The sequence below is a fragment of the Nitrosopumilus maritimus SCM1 genome (genome assembly GCF_000018465.1).
Lineage (GTDB): Archaea > Thermoproteota > Nitrososphaeria > Nitrososphaerales > Nitrosopumilaceae > Nitrosopumilus > Nitrosopumilus maritimus.
On the sequence record NC_010085.1, the window covers coordinates 416,185 to 440,889 of the forward strand.

Genomic DNA, 24,705 nt, shown 5'->3' on the forward strand with positions numbered 1-24,705 from the left:
ATTAGGATATAGATATATGCTTATTCCCATTATTGGAACTCATGGGTCAAATCAATAATGAGCGTGGTATCTAAATTCCAGCCCACCTATGAAAACTTAAGAAAATCAAAAATCAATAAAATTTCCCTATTTTCAAAATTAAAAAGTAAAACCGTCGGTGTGGGTTTTTTATTTGCTATTTTAGCTGCTGCATTTTCGGCATTACCTAATGTTATACCAAAGTCATTTTTGGATGCACATGCTGTAGATACTTCAACAATTCCAAATCCCCTGATGTTGGTTTTTGTGATTTATGTTGTAAACAGTTTACTGTTTTCTCCATTTCGTAAGTCTCAAAGAGAACATGAAGTAAAAAAAACAAGTCGAATGACTTTGTTTTTGTTAATATTGCTTGGAGCAGTAGAGGCCTCAGGAACATTAACTTATACATTTGGACTCCAAGAAACTAGTGCAACAAATGCTTCTATCTTAGTAAATTCTGAAACTGTTTTTGCCATTTTACTAGGCATTATGATCTTTAGAGAAAAATTAAGTAAACAAGAAGTTTTGCCATTTTTCCTAATTGTTGCAGGTTCAATCTTGATTCCCGTTGGTGCTGATATTCAAAACAACGAATGGGAATTGTCTGATTTCATGATGGGTGATTTACTTATTGTTATGTCTGGATTTTTTTACTGTCTTGACACCTTTATTGCCAAAAAACTAGATGATTCCATCAAAACTCGTCATATAGTCCACATTATGTCCTGCACTGGTGCAATAATGACTTTGGGATTAATGTTGTTCTTTGAAATCCCATTTGATATTTCGTTTGAGGAATTATCTGTAATGTCTTTTGTTGGATTTTTGGGAATTGGTGTTACTATGATGTTTTTTGTCATTGCATTAAGATTAATTGGTGCTGTAAGGACTGTTCTAATTTACTCATCTACGACTATATTTAGCATAGTCTATTCAATTTTGATTTTATCTGAAGGGCTTACAATTTTGAATATTGTATCTACATCTAGCGTGCTAATTGGGTTGTTTGTTCTTCGTAATAGGGTGGGGTCTGATTAAGGTATGATGTTCTTATATTTATATTCCCAAATTCGGGAACCACTATCTTATAAGAATAACTCTGATTCCCTTGCATAATATTAATAACTAATAACAAAATATCAATAGTATGCCTGGATTAGACAGTCTTCTTGCTAACTCCTTGAAGGAATCCATTACAAAAGATCTTGGAAAAGGTATGGTTAAAAAAATCGAAGATCGTTTGTTTGAAAAATATGGTATTTCATTTGCTCAGTCAATTGAGAATTTTGATAAATTAGATCTAGTTCTAAGGGAATTCTTTGGCAAGGGAACAGATGGTTTAGAGAAAAAATTCTTTGAAACAATCTTTCAATCAAAATCAAAGAACTCAAAGGATGGATGGTACCAATTACGTGATGAAAACTTGTCACAAATGATTCTACAGTCTTTTGGTGATCCTGAAAAAAAGGCAATTTTAGAATCAGCTACTGAAACTCCAAAAATAATCACTGACATCATTAAAGATTGTAATCTATCTCAGACATCTGGTTACAGAAAAATTAACAGTTTAATCGATGACGGTTTACTCTATAAAACAGGACATATTGTTCGTGACAATAAAAAAATCAACAAGTATGTCTGCTCATTTAGTAATCTTCGAATTAATATTGAAAATAAAAAGACAAGTGTGGAATTACAGTTAATGGATAATGAGCAGAGCTTATTTGTTCAAACCATCAAAGCTTAGATACAAATTCATTGTTACAGATTTTGGAATAGAGAAATAACTGATTTTAATTCATTATCTGATTCCATCTAATCTAACACAAAACTATCCTAATTAGATACCTGAAATTCCTAAATTCAATCAAATATTGTTGAATTCTTAAGATTATACCGTATGAAACCAATAATCTATTACTACGCAGTAAAAAATGACTAACGGTTAAATATCATTTCCAGATATGGAAATAATACCATGAAGACAGCAATTGTTGTAGATAACGATCATGATATTGTTGAGGTATTTTCTGACCTTTTAGAGATGCTAGAATTTGATGTTATTTCTAAAGGATATGATGGCGGCGATGCTATAACAATGTATGAAAAATTCAAACCAGATGTAATTTTCATGGATGTGCATATGGAAGAAATGCATGGAGATCAAGCACTAAAAGAAATTAGAACAATTGACAAGGATGTAAAGGTAGTAATGGTAACTGGGGATATGTCAAAATCTATGGAAGATACATTGGAAAAATATGGTGCATCGGCAATAATTCACAAACCCTTTGACATTAAAATCATAAATGAAATTATTACTGAACTAGAAAATGCAACTTCTATAGTAATCCAAAAAGCATAATCCTTTTTCGTTCATAGTTTGGATTAAACAGAATGGTGCTCCCACCGGGATTTGAACCCGGGTCACAGCCTTGAGAGGGCTGTATGCTTAACCGGACTACACTATGGGAGCTTAATCAAAAACAATCCTGTCTCAATTTAAAGGAAATGTTTTGACTTTACATGAATTTGTTAAACTTTGTGAGTTAGGCCATTTATAGAAAATCTGTCATATTATTTTCCATGGATTTGCAAAAAATTCCTGAAAAATTAGGGTTGTCTGATTTTCCTGTAGGTTTAGGTGGTTGTAGAATTTCTGACCATTTTTTTGATTCCTGTGGATATGACGTTGTTGTCTTTGATGAAAAAGATGAGCCTGATAAAATTGTCTCAATTGATAATGAAATGTTTGTTCTTCATCATGGAACATTTTCTGAAACAAATTCAAAGAAACTTTTGCAATATGATAATTTGAAAATAATTCAAGATGCTTCCTGGGATCTTCGAATGTTTCTATCAAAAATTAAAGAAAAGCACTCAGCACTGTTTGCTGACTATGCAAAAAACTCTTTGATTGAATCTATGTTTTGCTGCCAAAAGGCAAAAGAATCCATTGACAACTCTGATGACTTTGCCCCCTGTTGGCAAAAATGTGCATCATTTTATCTGGCTGATGCAATTACTTCGCTAAATAACAAAAGATTGGGTGCCTCACATATGCTTGATTTTTTGAGAAAGTTTGCAAAAAGCCCAATTAATGAACACATCTCTGTTGTAACTCAGACAGTCGGAATAGAGAGAGCAACTCCTGTTTTACTTGAGCGTATGGTAAAGTCTACCGTGGGATTTTCTGATATGGTTGAAAAAAACAATCATTCTCAGATTATTCAAAAAACACATGACTATTTTGTGAAAAATTCAATGCTTTCTGATTGTTATTTTTACCTGGGATATGTCAATAAAGAAAATTTCATAAAAATCAAAAATACTTTGAGCAAAAATCATGATCTCATTCATGTATTAAAAACGGCATTTGATGTCGAAGCTGATTTAGAATTATTAAAACAACAATCTGATCTTATTAAAAAATCATGTAATGCAATTCTTGAGGCTGCATCCAAATAGATTTTCTTAATTCATGTACTAACCTTTTAAAACAAGTATGATTATGTTTTCTCATGACAGATCAAGCATGTGGATGCGAAGCTGATAGCGGCGATCCTGATTACTCATGTGATTGTGCAATGCAAGGTCATTGTATCTGTAGCGCAGACTGCAAATGTGGTACTGACGTTTGTAAAGAAGCTACTAAAGACATGTAATTGGATTTTTCCAATTTTTTCTTTTATTTTTAAAATTATTCTTCCTCTTCCTCAAATCCCCAAGATTTTACTAACTCTTTTTGGAATTTGTCATTCTGTTTTGCATCTAGTGCGTATCCACAGTTCTTGTGTGTTGGAACAACGTTCATTCCATCTAGTTTGAATTCCACTTCATACAAGTGAACTTTGGAGCATTCGCACATGTCTATCCAGTCTCTAAATTTTCCTCTATATTTGCTTATTTGAAGCAAGTTGAATAACGTTTAACTATCTCTTTTGATAATTTTTTTTAGATTTGAATAAACTGTTAATTCTTCCAATTTTCATGACGGTATTTTTGGGTACTTTGATGATGCCTTCAGCTTTTGCACAATTTCAATCTGGAGGTGTAGATATGCCTGGAACATGGTATGTTGGTGAAGGCCTCAAACACGGCGATTATTTTTCTTACAATCTTTGTCATGTTGACTATAAGGAATGTGCTGAATTTGGTCTAGATATGTGGATTAAAGGAGATATTCAATCTGGCAGTGAAACAAAGTGGTTAGCTGAAGTTGTTGTATATGATGGCAACAAAGTTGTTGTCGGTGAAATGGAATTAGGAAAGATTGCTCCTGAACCAACTGGTGGAAGTGAAGAACTAGGTGTGTATAGAGGTGCATTCAAATCTTCAGTTGCATGGTTATCTGCATTTGCAACATCTGATTCTGGAACTAGTGGAAAAGGACCAAAGGCATTTAGTGCAACTTCATGGGGAAAGATTGGAAACATTGGTGGAGAACAAGTACTTCCCATGAAGATTGAAACAATTACTATTTCATCTGGAACTTGGGAAACTGTACAAATGGGATGGCGTACTGGTGGACAAACAAGCAAAGTTTGGATTGTAGATGAATTTCCATTTCCTGTAAAAGCCCATACGTTAACTCATGTTTCAGAGGGAATTCCTCCAGCTGAATACAAATTTGAATTACTAGATTACAAAGAAAACGTTTCAACAAGCCCTTTTTCAGGAATTGTATCTACTGTTGACACTTTTTCAGAACAAGGATGTGATACTGATTTTGAACGAGATGTCACTATAAAAAAACCTACAAACAACTTTGATTATCAAATTCATGTATTCTATGGACCTGAAGAACCAGTACAAGGTTGTGAGATGCAATGGCTAATAAAATTTATCAGCAAATTTGACGATACTGAATTTTTGAACCAAGTCCAATTTGATTTTCTAGTAGTAGATGATAACTTGACTCCATTACGTTCAATGGCTCAAGATGAAGGAAGACAGTATCTCTACTCTCCATCTGGACAATACATTCTTGATATGGTAGTCCAAGAACCACCTGGCAAAGTAAACTATGTTATTTGGGTTTATGGATTAGCTCCTGAAGGAATAGTACCTGGTTCTGCTGCAGATTATTTACAAATTCCTGTAACTGTTTTTGCCAGTGAAGGAAGTACTCCGGTAGTTTCTCCACCTTTTGAAACAACATCTCAGGAAATACCTGAATGGATTAAGAATAATGCAGGCTGGTGGGCAGAAGGTGCAATTGATGATGGTTCATTTGTTCAAGGAATTCAATTCTTAATCAAAGAAGGAATTATGCAAATTCCTCCAACTACACAAGGAACTAGTTCTTCTAATGAAATTCCCTCTTGGATAAAGCAAAATGCTGCATGGTGGGCAGAAGGTGCAATTGATGATGGTTCATTTGTTCAAGGAATCCAATTCTTAATCAAAGAAGGAATAATGAGTATCTCTTCTTAATTACCTACATTCAAATTGTGAATACTGGAAAAATTTTTGAAGAAAAATGGTTGGTCTTTTCAAACATCCTAAACGAAAAATTAGAAAATTAACTGCACAAGGAAACTATGAAGATGCCATAAAATTAGGAAAAAGTTTGGAATCTGAATATTCTGATGATTCTGACTTTATGTTCATCATGGGCAGTGTCTACTTTTTAGTAGATGAACCAAAAAATGCTCTGCCATATTTTGAAAAAGCTTTCCAACTAAATTCTGATGACCTTGAGATGCTTAGACTCAAAACTAATGTCCACTTGGCTTTGGAGCAAAAATCTGAAGCCATTGATTGTTGTGAACACATTCTAAAAATTGATCCAAAAAATGATGAAGCCCATGATTTGCTTGATCAACTAGAAAGACTGTAAAATTATTTCTTTTTCATCTGGTATGCATTTTCCATTAACCAATCACAAAATGCTGTGACTTTATCATCAAACTCTGTCCAGATATGTACTGAATGAGGCAAAATGTCTATCTTCCAATTTTCTCCAAAGACTCGTACTCCCTCTTTATTCTCATACATGTATGCATCTTCAGTCTGAACATTTCCTAAGAATTCTAATGCCTTTTGTTTGATTTGCTCTCTATCAATTGGAAATCTCTTTCTTTCATAATCTACAATTAAACTCAAATCTCTTTTTCCATACATCTCAAACTCTTCAATTCTACCTTCTTTTGGAAAATTCACAACAAGTTTGATGTTGTACTTTTTTCCTACCTCTTTTCCAATCTCTACAATTCTTGTATATCCCATTGCAGGATTCTTCTTTAAGAGAAATCTAATCTGTGCCAAGTCTTTTTTCAATGCATCTTGAAGGTCTGAAATTAATTCTGAAAATATCATAATTACTTTGAAAAGAAATTCCTATTATAATCATTAATCTCCTCCCAGATTGGTTTTTTTAGAACTTTAATTGGCTTAGAGTATGGCAATGCCAACTGATGACTCTATGAGGATTGATGATGAATCAGAACGAACAACTGATGTAAACTCGTATCAACGAACATGCATGGATTTCATTGAGGATATCTCTCATGATTATGAGGCTTGGGTTGATTATTACAAACTGCCTGAAGATGAAGACAAACGAAGAAGAGAAGGAATCCGTGCAACCATTAGCAAAACAAACACCTGGATTGCCAAAGTAGCAACTTCCATTCCTGCAATTGATGTTGTGATGAATGACGGTATTCAAAAGATGGCTGAATCCACTGCTGGAAAGCCATTGCAAATTGGAGTCTTTGTAAACAAAACTCCTAGTTATACTGAATCAAAGCCTGGTGTTATTGATGTAAATGTAAAGGCAAGTGGAAGAGAAGGAAGAAAAGTCAAGCTAGGATATCATTTCAAAGATGACCGATTTAGAATCGAGTCTACCTGTGGAGCATACATGGATGAAACAAATCTACCGCTAGATGATTTTGATTTCATGGACATTCACCTAAAAATTCATGCAGAAAATGCAAAACAACGAGATGTCATTTCATTTACTGTAACTATCTATGAGATGGAAAATGATGTTGAAATGGAAAAACGAGGACTCAGTACAATAATTCACATTGTTTGATTTGAAATTTATCTAACAGGTTCTACTTCCATCATTGGTTCTTCTAAATAATCAATAAACTTGCCAGTGTTTTCAAGTTTGATTGTGTTGATTTCTTCTAGATTCTCAAATGAATTCATCTTTAGATATCCTTGAGATGCTGTATACAATACATCGTCAATGTAGAATGTTCTTGCATCTCCCATTCCATAGTATCTGGAGTCACTATCTGAATGTGTGATTGTTCCTTTAATGGAGAATCCATTTGTACTATCAACATCAAATACATAGAATCCACTCCAACGGTTGTATTCTGGTGCAAACATCTTTGATGTAATGTGCTCTAATCTATCTGAATCTCCACTTATTGGAATTGATAATACATTTCTTGATTTGTCAAAGAAGAATGCCTTGTGATTGTATTGTGCTTCAGAATGGCTTGATCTGTCTCCAATTACAAAGTCATCTAACACTTTGGGGTTGCTCACATCTGCCACATTGAATAATGCAACCTTTACTCCCAATTGTTGAACTCTGTCATTTTCATCTACTTTGGTATCTCGTCCAATTCCAATTACATGATCCTCATCAAATGGATGCAAATAATTTGAGAATCCTGGTATCTTTAATTCTCCCAAAATCTTTGGTGTATCCTTTGATAGATCAATTACAAAGAATGGGTCGATTTGCTCAAATGTTACCAAATAGAGCCTGTCTCCCATGAATCTTGATGAGAAAATACTCTCATCAGGTGCAATGTCTTCTAGTTCTCCTACTATGTTGAGTTGTTCATCTAGGACATATACTGCATTTGAGCGGATTGTTCCTTCATGTTGAATGTAATACTCTATTGTTGTCGCAACTCTGAATCTATCTCCTGATTCATCCATTGAGAATTGGTTTAGTAATCTACCTGGTACTGTTCCCTTTGCAACATATTCTATTTTATCTTCATCAATTGAAATTTTGTGAATGATTGTCTTTCTATTTTCTTCTTGAATCTTTGCATCATACTCATTTAGTGCTTCTCTAATCTTTTCAAACAATTCTTCCTTGTCTGTTTTGCTCATTTCATTGTAGGAATTTTGCATCAATTCTGAAATCTTTACCCATTGTTCAGATGAATTCAATGAAGAATCATTTTGGATGCTCTTTATTTCATCTTGGATGTCATTTGGAAGTAATGGAACTATTACATCGTAGAATCTATCGCGTGATGAATTCTCATAATATCCAAATGGCATGTTTTGCTGATAAGTCAAGTAGAAATTATTCTCAGATACGTAAAATGTTCCTGAATAACCCATCAAGAAGGTTTCAGAGTTTATTGTATCTCCAAATATGTCAATTGCAGTTAGTGTGTTAAAGTTTGAAAACTCTTCAACATTGTCAAAATAAAATGCGTCTGGAGTCATAATTCTAACAGAATCCTCCATTATTATTGGAAGTCTGGGATTCTGGTGGTTGATGTGATTATTTGTAACAAAGTATGCATAATCTCCAATCATTCTGGCATCTCTAAAATGGCCATCAATAGAGTAATCTTTGAGAATGGTTGGATTTTCCTTGTCAGACACATCTACAATTAATGCGTGAGTGACTGGATTGTATGATGGTCTTGGAATAAAGTCAAACTGTGGGATTATCTCCTCATCACTTTGTCCATTGTAAAATATCACTAGTCTGTCTTTATTGAGGAACATGTTTTGGATGTACTGTGATTCAATGTCTAATGCAATTTTTAGAATTAATCTTGCATCTTCAGCTGGATATGCATCAATTATTGATAATGTGTTTCTTGAAACAATGTATACATATTTTGAATCATTTTTCAGATAGTCTGGCTCATCTACATTTTCTACTTGAACATTAGTTGTTGAATAATCTGATCCTCCGTCATCACTTTTGAATTCTGCTTGTGGTGCTGATACTGCAACAGATTCTACACTATCAAACATTGCAGATTCTGCTACTACCATAGTTCTGATGGATCTTGTATCATAAAATCCCCCACCAAACAATGATGATGCCTCAAGAATTGATACTAGTTCTTCTTGTGATGATATTTGTTTGATGTCGTTTGTTCCTTCAAAAAACTCTGAAGCTGATTTGTCTACATAGACAATTTCAGGAGTTGGAACTTCTACAATCTGTGGTTCTTGTTCAAAACCAATTGCATACATTATTCCTGCTGTTACTATTACCGAAATGGCTACTGCAATTGGGATTATTATTTTTGAACTCAATTTTATCATCTTTTTTGTTTTATCAGTTTTAGTGATTACTATTCTTTGGTAGTTTGGGATAAAAGGATTAGTGAAATTGAGATTTTACCAAACAACTTACATATTCAAGATTCTCATAATCAATCTTAATGTCTGCTGAAAATCCAGATGACGTACTAACTGAAAAAATCAAAATTCTAGCCACCGATGATGAGAAAATAAAGTCATTTGGAGAGCTTTTTACGAATGATTCTAGTCGTGAAATCTTACAGTTATTGTTCAACGAAGAGATGACTGCAAATCAGATTGCACAAAAGACAGACATCTCACTTCAACTAGTAAAATACCATCTCAACAAATTGCAGGATTTAGGAGTTGTAAAGATTTCAAAAGTTGAAAAGAATTCAAAATCTCAAGACATGAAAGTTTACTCTGCAACAAAATTCAGTATTGTCATCGTTCCTCCAAAACTGTCTGAAAAAACTAAAGAAAGCAAACTTTTGGTTCGTTCATTTAGACATATCTACAAAGTTGCAGGACTTGCTATTGCAACCGGCATTTCAGGGATGTTCTCTTTATCTCAAATTCAAAACAAACCCATTCCAGTTCAAAGTGCAAGACAATTTGCAGCAGTTAAAGAACCATCAATGCGTATGGAATCATTTGACGAATCTGCAGAATCCTTTGTTACATCTGCTCCTAATCTTAATACTGAATCTGAAGATCTTTCAGCAGGTATGGAAATTACTGAAAAAGCAATTGATTCAGGTGTTTCTGGAATTGATTTGTCTATACCTTTTGTAATAATTACAATAATCTTGGGTGGACTAACATTGTATTATTTTCTCAAATCAAGAAAAAACATTTAATCTAATGTTACTTCAATTGTAACTCTTTTTTCTTTTGCTCTTTCTTCTCCAGGATACTTTAATTCTGAAATTTTTTTATTCAACTCTTCATCTTCTACAAGTTTTGCATGTCCTGTGAAAACTGTACCATTATACTGAACTTTTACTTGAGAATTTATGATGGCATTTTGAAACCAGTCTCCATCAGGTCTATGTCTTGAAAAATAGATTTTTCCATTGTGGTTTACTGCTCTAAGCATTACGCTGTGTTCCTTTCCTGTCTTTCTTCCCTTTGTAACTAAGATTGGTCGAAACAATTCTTCTGAAATCTTCATGCGTAATTTTCTTCTGTCAAGTAATTTAACCCCATTGATAGAAATTTCTGATATCGAGTCTGATAAGCAAATCTCATCATTTCAAACCATGTCAGTAAAACTAGAAGGCATGCCATCAAACTTGGCTACTGCAGATACCTTTACTGGAAAAAAAGTCATAGACAGAGAAGGAATAGAGTACGGTAAAGTCAAACATATTCACATCAATCAAGACACACTTATCGTATCTGGCGTTACAATCCACCAGGGATTTAACAAGGATTACTTTCTCTCAGATGATTACATTGACAAATTCTCTGAAGAGACACTACTTCTTAGTAGACCTCCTGTAAGAACAGGAATTCCTGTAACTGATATTGACCAAAATAAAATTGGTAAGGTAAAGAGACTGCATAGACATCCTGATACCAATGAGCTAGAATCAATTGAAGTATCAGATGGATTGATGCATTCCAAGATTCTATCCAAATCAGAAATTTGGGGAATTGGAGAAAAAGTCATTTTAAGAATGACCAAAGAAGAATTCAAGAATCTTGAATGATTCTTTTTTTAATTTCTTTTTTCAAAAATTCACTTATTCTGTTTTCTTAGCACAGCTCTCACAAACAGGAATTCCTTCCATTACTGTAACCTCAACATTTGATGAGTGACATTTCTGACATAATCCTTTCATAAAAAAACTCTAAAATTACTCCTTAAATTTTTTTATGGTTTGAAATCAGATCCTTAGCAATTTATAATTGAAAAATGCGATCTATGTGTTGTATTCAATTGAAACAAAATCTCTAACAAAATCATTTGGTGATGTTACTGCAGTAGACGATGTTTCCTTTACTGTTGAAAGCGGTGAGATCTTTGGATTTCTTGGACCTAATGGTGCTGGAAAAAGTACAACAATGATGATTCTAACAACTTTACTAAAACCAACATCAGGACAAGCTTTGATTTCTGGGTATGATGTAATGGCAAATCCAAAAAATGTTCGTCAAAACATTGGATATGTCCAACAAGAAACTACTGTTGATGAATATCTTACAGGGCGTGAAAATCTTATCCTACAAGCAAAACTCAATCATATTCCAAAAAATGAGATTGATTCAAGAATTGATGAAGTTTTAGATTTAATTGAATTATCTGATAAACAAAACGAGTCAGTTGTAACCTACTCTGGTGGAATGAGAAAAAGATTGGATATTGCAGGTGGGCTATTACACCGTCCCAAGGTTTTGTTTTTAGATGAGCCTACTGTTGGCCTTGATATTCAAACGAGGAGAAAAATTTGGGAGTATATCAAAAGGATTCATGATGAGTTTGAGATGACAATATTCCTTTCAACTCACTATATGGAAGAGGCTGATCAACTATGTGATAGAATTGGAATTATTGATGGTGGAAAAATCCAAGTAATTGATTCTCCTAAAAACATGAAAAATGCTATGGGAAATGAAGTCATTTCAATTGTAATTGAAGAGAGTGACTCTGGAGATTCTTTCTTATCTGAACTACACAAAATAGAATCTGTAAACAAAATCAATGAAGATGATTCAAAACTTACTCTCTTTGTCTCAAATGGAACTGAAGTAATTCCCAAAGTCTTTCAGATTTCATCAAACATTGGAATCAAAATTACTTCTATCTCGTTGACTCAACCAACACTTGATGACGTCTTTATCTCTTACACTGGACATGAAATTCGAGATGATGATGGAACTTTTAATCGAAAACGAGAACATGCAAAAATGAAGAGGTTACGTGCATGAATACTTTGATGTATGATTCTTACACAATTTTTTGGAGAGAGCTAAAGAGATACAAAAAATCTCGAAGTGGTGTTTTAATCAGACTGATACAACCTGCAATTTGGATTATAGTTATAGGAAATACGTTTTCAGGAACTCAACCACTGATACAGTCAGTTGGTTTTGAAGGTGAATACATTGAATTTATGGCACCTGGTGTCATTATACTTACTGCAATTTTTACAAGTATTTTTGGTGGTGTAAACACTTTGTGGGATAGACGCTATGGTTTTATGAATAAAGCATTAACATCACCAATCTCTCGTTCTGCAATTGCATTAGGAAAAATGTCTGCAATCTCATTAATTGCAGCTCTGCAAGCTAGTTTGATTTTGGGAATTGCTTTGGCGATTGGTGTAACATTTCCAAATCCAATAATGATTGCTCCAATCATGGCAATTGTTATTTTGTTTTCTTTAGGATTTTCTGGAATCTCTGTGATGGTTGCAGCTACTGCAAAGTCTCAAGAAACCTTTTGGGGAATAATCAATTTCCTTGGAATGCCATTATTCATGTTGAGCCCTGCATTATTCCCATTAGAGTTGCTGCCTAACTGGCTTGCAACTGTTGCAAAACTAAACCCTGTCACGTATACTGTATTGCTTGTAAGAGAGATGATGACGGGTGTGTCTGAAGGAGGCGTGTCTGTTCTTCTCAGCCTTGGCATTATCTTTGTCTTTGTATTGGTGATGGTTGGGCTTGCAAGCTATGTGTTTACTCGTGAGGTAAACAAGCCATTTTGAGATAAAGTTGACAAAAAATCAAACAATTGTTAACTCTGTTGATCTTTGAGAAATTTTGAAATCTATATCTGTTGAAAACAATTTCACTTGCTGTAGCCGTAATTACTGCAATTTTGCTATCTGGAACTTTTGCTCCATCTTCATATGCATTAGGTGATTATGATTTTCTTGCTGGATGGGGTGAGTTTGGAATATCTACTCCTGGACACCTTTCACACCCACAATTTATCGCAGTTGATGATGAAGGGAATGCATACATTAGTGATTTAGGAAATAAACGTGTACAAAAATTCTCCAGCTCTGGTGAGTTTATTCTTAACTTTGGAGAAAGTGGCAAATCCTCTGGCCAATTCCATCACCCTTCCGGTGTTGCAGTTGATTCTGATTTTGTCTATGTGGCAGATCAAAATTTGCATAAAATTCAAAAATTTACCCTTGATGGAGTGTTTGTAGATGAATGGGGAAAATACGGTAACCAAGATGGTCAATTCAAGTCCCCAAAAGATATTGCAGTAGACTCTGATTTTCTTTATGTTGTAGATGCTGATAACTATCGAATCCAGAAATTTACTACTGATGGAGAATTTGTATTATCTTTTGGTTCTGGTGGTATGAATCATGATCAATTTCTTATTTTATCTGGAATAGCAGTTGATGATGATGGAAATATCTACATCACAGACAAAGGAAACCGTAAAATTGAAAAATTTACTTCTGATGGAATTTTGATTAAATCTTATCCACTATTTGGTACAAACTATGTATTTGCTCCTACGGGAATCACTGTTGATTCTGATGGGAAAATATTTGTCATAAACTCTGCAGAAAACAGGATTTTGTATCTTGAACTTGATGATAATTTACGTCTAAGTGTATTTGAGCAACTTGGACCATTTGGTAACTCCTTTATTGCTCCAACTGATCTTACCTTTGGATTTCAAGGTAACTTGTTGATAGTAGATTCTGCTGCTCATAAAGTAAAATCCTTTGAAACCCCATTTTATGATGAAACAAAAGTTTTTCAAACAACTGAAATTATTGCACCAGAAATAACTGAAGGTTATGAATCTGATGATATTGATCCAACAATTATGGCTCCAAGTGACATAAAATTAGAAGCAACTGATCTATTTACTCCTGTACCTATTGGTGATGCTGTTGCAAATGACTTGCAGAGTGGAATCAAAACTATTTTGAATAATGCTCCTGAGGCATTCTCTTTGGGTGTAAACAAGGTAACTTGGGTAGCATTTGATAATGCTGGAAACACTGCTGAAGACTATCAAACAGTTACAGTCTTTGCATGTGGTCATGTCTATTCTGATTACAACATGATAGTTGGAACTGATGAGAATGATGTTCTTCTGGGAACCTCTGGTGATGATCTAATCTTTGGGTTAGAAGGAAATGATATCATTAGTGGGTTAGAAGGAAATGACTGTATCTTTGGCGGTGATGGTGATGATATTGTCTATGGCGATGATGGATATGACACCATTAGTGGAAACGGTGGACATGATGTCCTCAAAGGAGATTCTGGATCTGATGTAATCTATGGTGGATCAGGCTCTGATGTACTTGATGGCGGTTCTGAGAATGACAACTGCTATGATTCACTAGAAAATGTTGTTCTTAATTGCAACGAATAGAATTTCTATATAGAATCTATTTCATATAATACCACTATGTTCTACAAATAGAAAATAATGTTTTAGCTTATAGTATTAATCCACCTTTTGCACCTTAATGACTATCAAAAACATCCAAAACATTGCAATGTTTAGCATTATTGCAACAATTACTTTAGCATCATTTGGAACTTCTAATGTTTTTGCAGAAGAAGAAAGACAATACAAAATGGTTGGTGATGTTGTACCTGTGCTAACTTTTACCTTTAGAGATGGTGTTGAAATACATTCATTCCCTTCCTTTGATATGGGTGAGAACATCGTAGCTGATTCTGGCGTGTCCTTTTCAGTTCAAGGAACTGTTACTGATGCTCCATTGTTACATGCTGCAATGGATGAGGCATACAAATACCGATTCTCAAATGCTGCATTTGACTATCAGTTGAAATACTTTGATGTAACTGCTGATTTCATTAAAGAAGGAGAGTCCATACTGTCTTTTGATTATAACAACTGTAGAGTTGATAACTATCAAGTTGAAACTTTAGATTCAAATGACTATGAAAGCTATTTCAAAGAGGTTGGATTTGCTGTTGTTGACAAGATAGATTTTGTATGTAGTGGTATAACTTCAAATCATGAATTTGTAATGCCAACTGAACCAATTACTGATTTTGGTGATTCTGGATTCAAATTTGCAAAAGACATGAGTACCTCTGTAACTTTCATATTTGATGACGGTGTAGAAAAAATACAATTTCCTGTGTTTAATCTAGTTTCTGCATATGAAGACTCCTCTGAAAATGTTGTTGCACAATTTCAAGTAGAAGGAATTTTGGAATATTATCCGTTGCTTTTTAATGCAATTGATAATGCGAGAGCAATTTCTGGAACTGGTTATGCATCAAATGAAGATTTTGATGCTACCGTAGAATTTTCTAATGGTGAAAAAACCTTGAGAGGATTTGATTTTAGAGACTGTCTTGTAGATGATGCCAAAGTTCATACAGTTACTGACAAAGAAGAAGGTTTTACCGGAAAGAGTGGATTTGCCGTAGTTAATACTATGGCTTTTACCTGTTCTGGACTTTCTCCAATAAACATGTATTATGATGAATTACGTGGAGATACTCCTATCTGGAAAGTTACTGATCTTTCAAATGTTTACATGGAATCTATGGACAATACTGACAAGGGATTAGATGTAATTACAACAATTACTTTCCCCGATGGTGTTGAAACAATAGAATTTTCAATGTTCAAACAAGGTGAAGTATTGACTGCAACTGAAAATGTTGACAATGAAAATGGCGACAAAGATGTTGCTGCTCAAAAATTTACAAGAAAAACAATTGCTCCAACTTTGGAATTAAGAGGAATTCTTGGTGATTATCCGATGTTGTATAATCATGTAGATCATAACATTCAATTCCAAACTGTTAAGGGTACAGCATTAAAAGATCTTGTAGACATTGATGTTGAAATTGTATCTAATGGTGAAACAATTCGTGGATTCAACTATTCTAACTGTCGAGCAACAGATTATACTGTTGAAACAGATCCAAATACTGAAGAAAGTTATGTCAAAAACAAGTTTGCATTAGAAAACGTTTTTGATTTTGAATGCCAAGGATACACTCCAAACAATCCAATGTATGACGCAATGTTTGAAGTAGATTCTGCAGACAACATTAGTTCAGCAGATCTTCGAGATACCCAAAACTGGGGTAACGGTTTCTACGCACAGTAGATTCGTCTTTTCTTTTTTTATTTTTAGTTTACACTAGAAAAATTATTTACTTGTTTTAGTTTAGCTGCTAGATAGTCATTATGTAATTTGCGTTACAGCTAGCATATCCTGCAACTTCGCCAAAGTGTGCAGTCAACCAGATGTATGCATTTGCAATCGTTGATGAGTCTATAATTCCTTCATGTTTCCAACACAATACTTGAGAGAACCACTCTATCACTGTCCAGTATATAGGTAGTAATTTGTTAAATCATCTTTGTTTGTTAAATTGTTGACAAATTAGCTTATTTCTAAAAGTGATCGAACTGTTTGAGCCCAATGCTATATAGTAAATATAGTCACATTGTAACTCCATATTCTATAATTGATAATTATAACTAAATTAGAAACAACCATTCACTAATGAGAAAACAAATAACTTCAATACTGTTGATCGCAACTCTTGTTGCAATCGTACCGCCATTAAATGCAAACGCTGATTCAATGCCTGATGCTCCTCCAGAAAATGTAGATTTTACTATCACTGGAGCTGGTGCAACATTTCCATTCCCACTCATTGATTTGTGGAGAGTTGAATACAACAAAGTATACAACAATGTAAATCTCAACTATCAATCAATTGGTAGTGGTGGTGGAATCAAACAGCACATTGAAAAAACTGTAAACTTTGCAGCATCTGACAAACCAATGAGTAACTCTGAAAGAGAATTAGCTCCTGGAACATTACACATCCCTGAATCAATCGGAGGTGTAGTTCTAGTGTACAACATTCCTGAAGTCCCTGAAAAAGGGCTGAAACTAACTGCTAATGCAGTTTCTAAAATCTTCTTAGGTGAAGTTACAAAATGGAATGATCCTGTTATTGCAGATGAAAATCCTGGTTTGAATCTTCCTGACAAAAATATAGTCTCAGCACACAGATCTGATGGTTCTGGAACAACGTTCATCTTTACAGATTATCTTTCTACTGTGAGTCCTACTTGGTATGACCAAGTTGGAAAGGGTAAATCTGTACCATGGCCTACCGGTCTTGCTGCTGCAGGAAACGAAGGTGTTGCAGGTATTGTAAAATCCACAGAATACTCTATTGGATACATTGAACTTGCATATGCTTTCCAAACCGGAATGAGTTATGCATTTGTTCAAAATGCTGACAAAAGTGGATTCATTGAGCCTACTTTAGACACAATTTCTGCTGCATCAAGTGGAGTTGCAGACTCTTTACCTTCAGCTGATGAAAGTTGGAGTGAAGTTTCTATTGTCAATGCACCAGGTTCTGATTCTTATCCCCTTGCAAGTTTCACATACTTGCTTGTGTATGATGATCTAAAATCAGTCACTGACAACAAGGAACAAGCAAAAGTTGTGATTCACATGATTCATTGGATGATTACTGATGGACAAGACTTTGCACCATCTCTTCTCTATGTTCCATTAGCAGACAAAGTCATAGAGATAGGTAAGAATGGATTGTCTCAAGTAACTTTTGATGGAGAATCTCTTTGGGATTATGAATCAGTTGTGAAAGAAACTGATTTGGGAATTCCTCAGTGGATTAGAGACAATGCAAAATGGTGGTCAGAAGGTTTGATAACTGATGAAGACTACATCAATGGACTTCAATACCTCATCACACAAGGTATTCTCAAAATCTAAATTTTTTCTTTTATTTTTTTATGAATTACATTTGTTGAATTCTGTTACAAAATTTGGTAAATCTCCATTTGTTTTTAGAGATGCAGATTCCATACATTGGTAATTCCCTGATGTAATAATTTGACTATATTCTAATGGTTCTGATTTTTTATTTGGTGGATGTTTTCCATATAGAATTTTTTCTCCTGTTTCAGGAAAAATAACAAATGACAAAACAAAAAAGATTGAAAACAAAATTACCATACTTATTCCTGCTATTTGTTTAGCAGTGGCTTTCATGCTATTTGGTAAAAATTACCAGTAAAAAGCGTATTTGAAATCAATTTAATTTTTGCAGCGATCTTTAATCTAACTATATAGAACTATTTTCTTCTCATAAAATATGGTAGGATCTTAGATATGCAATTTTCCACGCCAAAAATTTGTGGGCAGACCTAAACTAAATCCACCTAAAGTGGGACGAAGACCAATATCTGACAAAATTTTTAAAGTTGGAGCAACTGTAGCTGGAGTTTATGTTTTAGTTGTGATTGTCTTGTTAGCGTTTCAATTAATTTCAGAATCTGCTCCAATATGGGATGAATATGGTTTGTCCTTTATTGTAAAATCAGAATGGAATGCTATTGACGATCGTCAAGACTTTGGCGTATTGCCCTACATATTTGGAACACTAGTCACTTCTGCCCTGGCAATGGTAATTGGTGTCCCTCTAAGCATTGGAATTGCCATGTTCATTTCAGATGCTCCTTCAAAAATTGGCGGTCCATTAGGTTTTCTTGTAGAACTTTTGGCTGCTGTGCCTAGTGTAATCTATGGTTTGTGGGGATTGTTTGTATTTCGTGTATATTTTGTTGATTGGGTTGAAAAACCTCTGCATAACACATTTGGTGATAGTATATGGCTCTTTTCAGGAACACCTTTTGGTCTTGACATCCTTACTGCCAGTGTAATTTTAGCGATAATGATTATTCCCACAGTTTCTGCAGTCTCTAGAGAAGTAATGAAAGCTGTTCCTCAACAACAAAAAGAAGCAGCATACATGTTAGGAGCTACAAAATGGGAGATGTTCAAACTAGCTGTATTCCCATATTCTAAAACTGGTTTGATTGGTGCATCTATTCTTGGTCTTGGTAGAGCAGTTGGTGAAACAATGGCAGTTACAATGTTGATTGGAAATGCAACTGGACCAAATGCATTTGCTGATTCTCTGTTTGATCCAAGCCAAACAATGTCTAGTATTATTGCAAATGAATTCAATGAAGCCTCTTTAGGAACATTACATCTTCCTGCGTTAATTGGTGTTGCAGTGGTGTTGTTGTTAATTGCTATTGCAATCAATGTGGTTGCACATATTCTTGTAACTAGAATGCTAAAAGTCAAGGAGGGTGCTATCAACAATTGACCACCACTAGAGAAAGACGATTAGAATATCGTGCATTATTCAAACAAAATGTTGAGAGACGATTAATGGTTGACAAAGCTGTTAGAATAGTAGTATTTGCCTGTGTGATTATTGCAATTGTTCCTCTTGGAAGTATCTTGTTAGAAGTTTTCAAAAATGGGGCTGCAGCTATTAGCTATGAATTTCTAACTGAAGTTCCTGGAGCAGTTGGTACTGGTGATGGTGGAATTGGACCTGCAATTCAAGGAACTTTGATCATAATTGGATTATCCAGTCTCATTGGTGTCCCGATTGGTGTTATGTCTGGGGTATTTCTTTCAGAGTATGGTGATAACAAACTTGCAAAGAACATCCGATTCTTCAATGATGTCTTTATGGAATTCCCTTCAATTGTAATGGGAATTTTTGCATTTTTGGTAATTGTTTTAATTTTAGGTCATTTCTCAATATGGGCTGGAGCTTTTGCATTATCTTTGATTATGTTCCCTATAGTTGCAAGAACTACTGAAGAATCTTTGAAAATGGTTCCAATGACTTATCGTGAGGCGGGAACTGCACTTGGGCTCAAAAAGTGGGTTATCACTACAAGAATTGTCATTTCTGCTGCAAAAAATGGTATGATTACTGGAATTCTCTTGTCTGTTTCTAGAATTGGTGGTGAGACAGCTCCATTAATCATGACGATTCTGGGTAGTAGTCAATTCTTTAGTGGCATGGATGTCCCAATGGATGCCCTTCCATTAAGAATCTGGAGACTGTCTTTGTTGCCTTATGATAGTGCACAACTACAGGGATGGGGGGCTGCACTGGTTTTGATAATTATTATTCTTGGAATTAATCTTGGTGTTCGATATTACTTCTCAAGTAAAAAAGGAAAACAAAGAATTTTCGGACAATTAATTAAGAAAGGAGTACGTGGAACAAATTGACAGCATTGGCAACAAAATCTGAAAACATTGAAAAACAGATAATCTCTGATCCTTCTGACACAATTGATTCTGAAAAATACAAAATGATTGCTGAGAATGTGACAATCAGTTATGATGGAATTCAAGCCGTAAAAAACATCACTATGAAATTTAAAGAAAAATCCGTTACTGCTTTGATTGGTCCATCTGGATGTGGAAAGACAACTTTCCTTAGATGTTTAAACAGAATGCATGATATGACAAAAAATGCCAAAGTTGACGGTAAAGTAATGATTGATAACATTGATCTATATGATCAATCAATAGATCCAATTTATCACAGAAGAAAAGTTGGAATGGTCTTTCAAAAACCAAACCCATTCCCAACAATGTCAATTTATGATAATGTAACTGCTGGACTAAAACTAAATGGTGTTAAAGATAAGAGAATTCTTGATGAAATTGTAGAAGATTCACTAAAGATGGCATATCTTTGGGATGAAGTAAAAGGTGATTTGAAAAAATCTGCAATTGAACTATCTGGTGGCCAACAACAACGTCTCTGTATTGCAAGAGCATTGGCAATCCAGCCTGAAGTTCTACTAATGGATGAGCCTGCATCTGCGCTTGATCCTATTGCTACTCAAAAAATTGAAGAGACAATTACTGAACTCAAAAAAGAGTACACCATAATTATTGTAACACATAACATGCAACAAGCTGTTAGAGTTTCTGATTATACTGGATTCATGTATCTTGGAGATTTGGTAGAGTTTAGAGAAACAAAGAAACTCTTTACAGATCCTAAAAATGAACTTACTGCAAAATATGTTCAGGGCCAGTTTGGATAATGACTCGTTTAATTGATCCATCTTTACAAAAACTGTCTTTTATCATGGCAGAGATGGGTGATATGGTAATTGAATCCATATCTCTTGCAATTGATTCGTATCTTGATGGAACAAATACAATGGATAAAGTCCTTGCATTATCTGATTCTATTCGTTCCAAATACTATGAAGTAGAAGATTTGACTTTTGATATGTTATTGAAATTTCAACCAGTAGCTGATGACTTTAGATTGATTCGTTCATCAACTGAAATCTCTTATGCATTTTCTAGATTTGGTAGATACGCATATGATATCACCCAAGTACGTGACTTGTTTGGAGATGTTTCTGAATGTACAAATGCATCCCTAATTGAATCAACAAAAAAAGTAAAGCATATGATCAAAGAAGCAGTAATGTCATTTGCAGAACTTGATGTGAGAAAAGCAGTTAAAATCCGCGAAGATGAAAAGGTAATTGATCAAATCTACAAAGATAGATTACCAAAACTTATTGAATCAAATAATACAAAATGTGCTCTAGCTGAAGCATTGCTTTTGAGATATTTGGAAAGAATTGGTGATCATGCTGTGTTTATGAGTGATGCAATCAATTACATCGTTACTGGAAAACACAGACCAAGTGAAGAAAGAATAGCCTCACACACAAAGTCTGACTAGGCGTAACTTGGTTTTTATTCAAGCAAAAATTGGCTGAAATATTCAAATGGAAATACTAGAACTAATCCAGGCTAATCTTCTTACTCCAATAATTCTTTTCTTCTTGTTTGGAATTATTGCAGCTCGAATAAAATCTGACTTGAAGATACCTGCAGCAATTTCAGAATTTTTGCCAATCTATCTTCTAGCTGCAATCGGTCTTCATGGTGGAATAGAAATGCGAAACACTGGATTTGAAAACATGTTGATTCCAATGTTTGTTGCAATTGGATTGTCATTGTTGTTTACATTAAATCATTATCAAATTCTTAGACGATTAGGAAAATTCAATCTCTTTGATTCTTATGCACTTGCATCAACATACGGTGCAGTAGGTGCTGTACACTTTTCAGTAGGCCTTTCATTCTTGAAAAATCAAGGCGTATCCTCTGAAGGATACATTGCAGCAATACTTGCAGTACTAGAACCATTAGCATTCATTTTGGCAATTTTCATGACAAACATGGCAGTTGCAAAACAGATCAAAACAAAGAAACAGTCTTTCTCTGATGATTCTACAGAAATCGATATTGGATTAAACCAAACAAAAACAAAACTCTCCAAAGTCTTACATGAATCAATCACTGGAAAAGCAATCGTAATTCTTCTTGGCAGTATTGTGATTGGTTATATCATTGGCAAGGATGGATTTGAGCCAATCAAGATTGTATTTGATGACATGTTTACTGGAGCTATAGTAATTTTCATGATTGAGATGGGAATTATTGCTGGTCAAAGACTAGATGACATCAAGAAGGTAGGTGTATTTCTTACTGCATTTGCAATAATTATTCCTCTATTCAATGGAACCATTGGTGTGCTAGTCTCAACTGCACTAGGATTGAGCGTGGGTGGTGCAGTTATGTTTGGATTACTGATGGCCAGTGCTTCATTTATTGCAGCTCCAGCAGTTTTACGCCATGCTATTCCTCAAGCAAAACCAAGTTTGTATATCACATCTGCATTAGGAATTACATTCCCATTTAACATCATAGTAACATTACCAATACTGTTTACATTATCTACATTCCTTCATAGTGGAGAAGGAGCGATAGACTTATTCAATTTCATTACGGAGGGATTCTAATGAAACTATACAATGTTAAACTACTAACAATTACTTGTGAGATTTTAGCTCAAGAAAATATTATAGAGATTCTCAAAAAACATGAAATCACTGGATATACCACCTATGAAGTTGATGGAAATGGTGCACGTGGTTTACGTGGCCAAGGATTGAAAACCGAAAAGAATGTCAAGGTAGAAGTGATTATGAGGGAAGAAAAACTACAAGACATTGTAGAAGAAATATCTAGAACTCTATTTGCAAATTATGCTATTGTTCTTTATGTCAGTGACGTTGGCGTACTGCGACCTGAAAAATTCTAACAACAAGAATCATCTGAACACAAAACTGGCATCTTTTTGCTAGCGTTTGTGACATTTGATATTAATTCTGATAACTGGTTGTTTGAAATTGCATACATTGCCTTTTTTCCTTCATCTCTAGACTTTACAATTCCGCATTTTTTGAGTGTCTTGAGATGATGTGATACTAATGGTTGATCTTTTTCTAATTTTTCTACAAAATCATTTACACACAATTCTTTGTTTTTTTGTAACAATTCTAAAATATCAAACCTTGTCTCATCGCAAATACACTTTAGTAGATTGACTCCATTCATATCAATTTAGATTTATATAAACTGCTATTTATGTGATGATATGGAAAATGTGCTATTTGTGTGCGTAGAAAATGCGGGCAGAAGTCAGATGGCTGAGGCATTTTTTCGAAAATATGGTCCTGCAAAATACAATGTGATTAGCGCTGGCACAACTCCGTCTTCTCAACTAAACCCTGTAGTAGTTGAGGTTATGAAAGAAGTTGGCATTGACATGACTCAACAATCTCCAAAAACACTATCCAATGAAATGATTGAAAATTCTTCTAAAACAATCAACATGGGATGCATGGATAAAGAATCATGTCCTGCATTATTTGTAAAAGATGTTCTTGATTGGAATATTTTAGATCCTAAAGAAAAGTCAATTGATGATGTAAGAGAAATTCGTGATCAAATCTTAAAAGAAGTTTTGGATCTTGTAAAATCCCTTGAGGAATAATTTTGGCGTATTCAAATTTACAGATTTTTACTGTGGAATTAATTGGAACTTTTATTCTTGTCATCTTTGCAACTGGTTCCATTGTTTATGATGCAGAATTTTTTGATGGACAATTAGGAATTCCATTTGCTGCCATTGCACCATTCATTGCACTACTAATTGGTGTCTATTCTTTTGGTAAAATTTCTCTTGCACATTTCAATCCTGCAGTAACCATTGGATACTATATCACAGGACACATAACCAAAATTCAGATTTTGTATTATTTTGCAGCTGAAATTATTGGTGCACTATTAGGTTCTCTATTTGTCATGAAAGTTATTGGAGAAAAAGCAAATCTTGGAGCCAATGCACCAAACTATGATTTTTCGTTAGGTTTGATTTTTCCAGTTGAAGTATTGGCATCTGCAATGCTTATGGGTGTAATCTTCTACGTGGTGTATACAAAAGGACTGAAAGGATTTAGTGGAGTTGCCATTGGTGGAATTGTCGGATTGGATATTTTGTTTTTAGCATTTATCTCAGGAGCTTCTATGAATCCTGCAAGAGCACTTGCTCCTGCATTACTATCTGGTACTTTTAGTGATTTGTGGCTATATTGGACTGCACCTTTTATTGGAACCATGATTGTGGCTTTTCTATTTCGTGGCAAATTCCAAGCCCAACGAGCCTCAAATTACGAATAATAATAAC

Annotated in this window: 29 protein-coding genes and 1 tRNA gene; 23 read left to right on the forward strand and 7 right to left on the reverse strand. The window is 34.4% G+C overall.

All coding sequences use genetic code 11. The features are described 5' to 3' along the window. The first annotated feature begins 159 nt into the window (after window positions 1–159). From NMAR_RS02480 to NMAR_RS02490, 3 genes are all read left to right on the forward strand, one after another. Window positions 160–1,059 (forward strand): DMT family transporter, encoded by a 900-nt coding sequence (locus NMAR_RS02480; RefSeq protein ID WP_187146554.1) that lies wholly within the window; start codon window positions 160–162, stop codon window positions 1,057–1,059. A gap of 109 nt (window positions 1,060–1,168) precedes the next feature. Continuing rightward, entirely contained in the window at window positions 1,169–1,768 is a 600-nt protein-coding gene (locus NMAR_RS02485; RefSeq protein WP_012214847.1) for a hypothetical protein, read from the forward strand. Window positions 1,769–1,999: 231 nt separating this feature from the next. After that, window positions 2,000–2,386, forward strand: a complete 387-nt coding sequence (locus NMAR_RS02490) for a response regulator (RefSeq protein ID WP_012214848.1) — start codon at window positions 2,000–2,002, stop codon at window positions 2,384–2,386. 33 nt (window positions 2,387–2,419) lie between these two features. On the opposite strand, the gene NMAR_RS02495 is transcribed toward NMAR_RS02490, so the two are convergent. After that, window positions 2,420–2,497 (reverse strand) — tRNA-Glu (locus tag NMAR_RS02495). Between the two features lie 110 nt (window positions 2,498–2,607). Between NMAR_RS02495 and NMAR_RS02500 the strand changes: the two genes are divergently transcribed. After that, window positions 2,608–3,489 carry a hypothetical protein gene (locus NMAR_RS02500; protein WP_012214849.1) on the forward strand — a complete coding sequence of 294 codons (882 nt, stop codon included), beginning with the start codon at window positions 2,608–2,610 and terminating at the stop codon, window positions 3,487–3,489. Window positions 3,490–3,542: 53 nt separating this feature from the next. Further along, window positions 3,543–3,686, forward strand: a complete 144-nt coding sequence (locus tag NMAR_RS09665) for a hypothetical protein (RefSeq protein WP_187146555.1) — start codon at window positions 3,543–3,545, stop codon at window positions 3,684–3,686. 35 nt (window positions 3,687–3,721) lie between these two features. Here NMAR_RS09665 and NMAR_RS02505 read toward each other — a convergent pair whose 3' ends face one another. After that, on the reverse strand, window positions 3,722–3,937 hold the full coding sequence (locus tag NMAR_RS02505) for a hypothetical protein (RefSeq protein WP_148680048.1): 216 nt from the start codon (window positions 3,935–3,937) through the stop codon (window positions 3,722–3,724). Between the two features lie 74 nt (window positions 3,938–4,011). On the opposite strand from NMAR_RS02505, the gene NMAR_RS02510 reads away from it, so the two are divergent. Both NMAR_RS02510 and NMAR_RS02515 read left to right on the forward strand, forming a co-directional pair. After that, window positions 4,012–5,457 (forward strand): peptidase, encoded by a 1,446-nt coding sequence (locus NMAR_RS02510; protein WP_148680049.1) that lies wholly within the window; start codon window positions 4,012–4,014, stop codon window positions 5,455–5,457. Between the two features lie 46 nt (window positions 5,458–5,503). Then, window positions 5,504–5,863 (forward strand): tetratricopeptide repeat protein, encoded by a 360-nt coding sequence (locus NMAR_RS02515; protein WP_012214851.1) that lies wholly within the window; start codon window positions 5,504–5,506, stop codon window positions 5,861–5,863. Window positions 5,864–5,865: 2 nt separating this feature from the next. Here NMAR_RS02515 and NMAR_RS02520 read toward each other — a convergent pair whose 3' ends face one another. Continuing rightward, window positions 5,866–6,342 (reverse strand): hypothetical protein, encoded by a 477-nt coding sequence (locus NMAR_RS02520; RefSeq protein WP_012214852.1) that lies wholly within the window; start codon window positions 6,340–6,342, stop codon window positions 5,866–5,868. 82 nt (window positions 6,343–6,424) lie between these two features. Here NMAR_RS02520 and NMAR_RS02525 point away from each other — a divergent pair, with 82 nt between their 5' ends. Further along, a complete protein-coding gene (locus NMAR_RS02525) occupies window positions 6,425–7,066 on the forward strand; it encodes a hypothetical protein (protein ID WP_012214853.1) in 642 nt (213 codons plus the stop codon). A gap of 8 nt (window positions 7,067–7,074) precedes the next feature. Here NMAR_RS02525 and NMAR_RS02530 read toward each other — a convergent pair whose 3' ends face one another. Beyond that, complete coding sequence (locus tag NMAR_RS02530; RefSeq protein WP_012214854.1) at window positions 7,075–9,300, reverse strand: beta-propeller domain-containing protein; 2,226 nt, start codon at window positions 9,298–9,300, stop codon at window positions 7,075–7,077. A gap of 119 nt (window positions 9,301–9,419) precedes the next feature. Here NMAR_RS02530 and NMAR_RS02535 point away from each other — a divergent pair, with 119 nt between their 5' ends. Continuing rightward, entirely contained in the window at window positions 9,420–10,139 is a 720-nt protein-coding gene (locus NMAR_RS02535) for an ArsR/SmtB family transcription factor (RefSeq protein WP_012214855.1), read from the forward strand. Here the strand turns inward: NMAR_RS02535 and NMAR_RS02540 are convergent. Beyond that, window positions 10,136–10,453 (reverse strand): nitroreductase/quinone reductase family protein, encoded by a 318-nt coding sequence (locus tag NMAR_RS02540; protein ID WP_012214856.1) that lies wholly within the window; start codon window positions 10,451–10,453, stop codon window positions 10,136–10,138. The two genes, NMAR_RS02535 and NMAR_RS02540, sit on opposite strands and share 4 nt — an antisense overlap. A gap of 88 nt (window positions 10,454–10,541) precedes the next feature. Here NMAR_RS02540 and NMAR_RS02545 point away from each other — a divergent pair, with 88 nt between their 5' ends. The 6 genes from NMAR_RS02545 (at window position 10,542) to pstS (ending at window position 18,029) form a co-directional block, all read left to right on the forward strand. Beyond that, window positions 10,542–10,994 carry a PRC-barrel domain-containing protein gene (locus NMAR_RS02545; protein ID WP_012214857.1) on the forward strand — a complete coding sequence of 151 codons (453 nt, stop codon included), beginning with the start codon at window positions 10,542–10,544 and terminating at the stop codon, window positions 10,992–10,994. A 220-nt stretch (window positions 10,995–11,214) separates the two neighbouring features. Further along, window positions 11,215–12,213 (forward strand): ATP-binding cassette domain-containing protein, encoded by a 999-nt coding sequence (locus tag NMAR_RS02550; protein ID WP_148680051.1) that lies wholly within the window; start codon window positions 11,215–11,217, stop codon window positions 12,211–12,213. Continuing rightward, window positions 12,210–12,995 (forward strand): ABC transporter permease, encoded by a 786-nt coding sequence (locus NMAR_RS02555; RefSeq protein WP_012214859.1) that lies wholly within the window; start codon window positions 12,210–12,212, stop codon window positions 12,993–12,995. Before NMAR_RS02550 ends, NMAR_RS02555 begins: the two co-directional genes overlap by 4 nt. Before the next feature lie 71 nt (window positions 12,996–13,066). Then, a complete protein-coding gene (locus NMAR_RS02560) occupies window positions 13,067–14,644 on the forward strand; it encodes a hypothetical protein (protein ID WP_012214860.1) in 1,578 nt (525 codons plus the stop codon). Window positions 14,645–14,741: 97 nt separating this feature from the next. Further along, on the forward strand, window positions 14,742–16,373 hold the full coding sequence (locus tag NMAR_RS02565; protein WP_012214861.1) for a hypothetical protein: 1,632 nt from the start codon (window positions 14,742–14,744) through the stop codon (window positions 16,371–16,373). Between the two features lie 402 nt (window positions 16,374–16,775). Continuing rightward, window positions 16,776–18,029 (forward strand): phosphate ABC transporter substrate-binding protein PstS, encoded by a 1,254-nt coding sequence (pstS, locus tag NMAR_RS02570; RefSeq protein WP_012214862.1) that lies wholly within the window; start codon window positions 16,776–16,778, stop codon window positions 18,027–18,029. Window positions 18,030–18,047: 18 nt separating this feature from the next. On the opposite strand, the gene NMAR_RS02575 is transcribed toward pstS, so the two are convergent. After that, on the reverse strand, window positions 18,048–18,308 hold the full coding sequence (locus NMAR_RS02575; RefSeq protein ID WP_012214863.1) for a hypothetical protein: 261 nt from the start codon (window positions 18,306–18,308) through the stop codon (window positions 18,048–18,050). 145 nt (window positions 18,309–18,453) lie between these two features. On the opposite strand from NMAR_RS02575, the gene pstC reads away from it, so the two are divergent. The 6 genes from pstC to NMAR_RS02605 are packed head-to-tail and all read left to right on the forward strand — an operon-like array spanning window position 18,454 to window position 23,277. Then, window positions 18,454–19,431, forward strand: coding sequence for a phosphate ABC transporter permease subunit PstC (gene pstC, locus NMAR_RS02580; RefSeq protein ID WP_012214864.1), 978 nt, complete (start codon window positions 18,454–18,456; stop codon window positions 19,429–19,431). Further along, complete coding sequence (pstA, locus tag NMAR_RS02585) at window positions 19,428–20,360, forward strand: phosphate ABC transporter permease PstA (RefSeq protein WP_012214865.1); 933 nt, start codon at window positions 19,428–19,430, stop codon at window positions 20,358–20,360. The genes pstC and pstA overlap by 4 nt, the downstream gene beginning before the upstream one ends. Beyond that, window positions 20,357–21,190: a phosphate ABC transporter ATP-binding protein PstB gene (gene pstB / locus NMAR_RS02590; protein WP_012214866.1), complete on the forward strand. Its 834-nt coding sequence runs from the start codon at window positions 20,357–20,359 to the stop codon at window positions 21,188–21,190. Before pstA ends, pstB begins: the two co-directional genes overlap by 4 nt. After that, a complete protein-coding gene (locus tag NMAR_RS02595) occupies window positions 21,190–21,849 on the forward strand; it encodes a phosphate signaling complex PhoU family protein (protein ID WP_012214867.1) in 660 nt (219 codons plus the stop codon). The genes pstB and NMAR_RS02595 overlap by 1 nt, the downstream gene beginning before the upstream one ends. Before the next feature lie 46 nt (window positions 21,850–21,895). Next, on the forward strand, window positions 21,896–22,975 hold the full coding sequence (locus tag NMAR_RS02600) for a sodium-dependent bicarbonate transport family permease (protein WP_012214868.1): 1,080 nt from the start codon (window positions 21,896–21,898) through the stop codon (window positions 22,973–22,975). Beyond that, window positions 22,975–23,277, forward strand: coding sequence for a DUF3240 family protein (locus NMAR_RS02605; RefSeq protein WP_012214869.1), 303 nt, complete (start codon window positions 22,975–22,977; stop codon window positions 23,275–23,277). The genes NMAR_RS02600 and NMAR_RS02605 overlap by 1 nt, the downstream gene beginning before the upstream one ends. On the opposite strand, the gene NMAR_RS02610 is transcribed toward NMAR_RS02605, so the two are convergent. Further along, window positions 23,274–23,573, reverse strand: coding sequence for an ArsR/SmtB family transcription factor (locus NMAR_RS02610; RefSeq protein WP_012214870.1), 300 nt, complete (start codon window positions 23,571–23,573; stop codon window positions 23,274–23,276). The genes NMAR_RS02605 and NMAR_RS02610 overlap by 4 nt on opposite strands. Before the next feature lie 40 nt (window positions 23,574–23,613). On the opposite strand from NMAR_RS02610, the gene NMAR_RS02615 reads away from it, so the two are divergent. Beyond that, a complete protein-coding gene (locus tag NMAR_RS02615) occupies window positions 23,614–24,012 on the forward strand; it encodes an arsenate reductase ArsC (protein WP_012214871.1) in 399 nt (132 codons plus the stop codon). A gap of 2 nt (window positions 24,013–24,014) precedes the next feature. After that, the gene (locus tag NMAR_RS02620; protein ID WP_012214872.1) at window positions 24,015–24,698 is read left to right on the forward strand and encodes an MIP/aquaporin family protein; all 684 of its coding nucleotides are present in this window, start codon (window positions 24,015–24,017) and stop codon (window positions 24,696–24,698) included. The last annotated feature ends 7 nt before the right edge of the window (window positions 24,699–24,705 follow it).